The sequence below is a fragment of the Komagataeibacter kakiaceti JCM 25156 genome (genome assembly GCF_000613305.1).
In genome coordinates, this window is the sequence record NZ_BAIO01000609.1 from 1 (window position 1) to 1,259 (window position 1,259).

Below are 1,259 nucleotides of genomic sequence, written 5' to 3' on the forward strand. Positions count from 1 at the left end.
CCCGTGCGGCACAGCTTCTGCAACGCGCCCTGCGTCAGGTGGGGGTAGTGCCTGCGGAACCAGCGGTCCAGGCGGATATCGGCTTCGTCATCGCTGACGGTAAGGGTAACGACACTCATGACCCACGGCTTTCGCGCACTCTGTTCCAACTGTCCAGTCGTCGCGCGACTTCACGTTCATATCCCGATTGGTGGGCTGGTACAGTCTGGGGCGGCGCATGCCGTCGGGAAAGTAGTTCTGGCCCGATATGCCGCCCTCGGCATCGTGGTCGTATTCATAGCCCTTGCCGTAGCCAATATCCTTCATGAGCGTGGTCGGCGCGTTCAGGATATGGGCGGGCGGCATCAGGCTGCCGGTGGCGCGCGCGGCGCGGCGGGCCATGTTGTAGCCCTTGTACACCGCGTTGGACTTGGGCGCGGTGGCCAGATGCACGACAAGCTGGGCCAGAGCCAGCTCCCCCTCCGGCGAGCCGAGGCGTTCGAACGTCTCCCACGCGGCGATGGCCAGCTGCAGGGCCTGCGGGTCGGCCATGCCCACGTCCTCGGCGGCGAAACGGGTCAGGCGGCGGGCGATGTAGCGCGGATCCTCGCCCCCTTCCAGCATGCGGGCGAACCAGTACAGCGCCGCGTCGGGGTCCGAGCCGCGCATGGATTTATGCAGCGCCGAGATCAGGTTGTAATGTTCCTCCCGGTCCTTGTCATACAGCGCCGCGCGGCGGGCGAGCAGGCGCGACAGACCAGCGGGGTCAAGCGGTTCCGCCCGTGGGGGCAGGGCCAGAAGCTGCTCGACCATGTTCAGCAGGTAACGCCCGTCGCCATCGGCCATGGCGCGCAGGGTCGCGCGGGCTTCGGGCGTGAGCGGCAGGTGCGTGCCGGTGGTGGTTTCGGCGCGGTGCAGGAGCTGTTCCATCGCCGCGTCATCCAGCCGGTGCAGCACCAGCACCTGACAGCGCGAAAGCAGCGCGCTGTTGAGCGCGAAGGAGGGATTTTCCGTCGTCGCACCCACCAGCACGACGGTGCCATCTTCCACCACCGGCAGGAATCCGTCCTGCTGGGCGCGGTTGAAGCGGTGGATTTCATCCACGAACAGAAGCGTGCCACCGCCCTGCGCGCTGGTGCGCCGTGCATCCTCGAACGCGCGCTTGAGGTCCGCCACACCGGAAAACACCGCCGAAAGCTGCACGAAGCGCAGCCCCGCCGCATCGGCCAGCAGGCGCGCGATGGTGGTCTTGCCCACGCCGGGGCCACCCCACAGGATCA

General features: G+C 67.4%; 2 pseudogenes. Both read right to left on the bottom strand.

The annotated features are described in order from the left end of the window. Positions 1 to 119: pseudogene (locus JCM25156_RS29070) on the bottom strand (RluA family pseudouridine synthase); the annotation flags it as partial. After that, positions 116 to 1,259: pseudogene (locus JCM25156_RS25705) on the bottom strand (replication-associated recombination protein A); the annotation flags it as partial. The pseudogenes JCM25156_RS29070 and JCM25156_RS25705, both read right to left, overlap by 4 nt.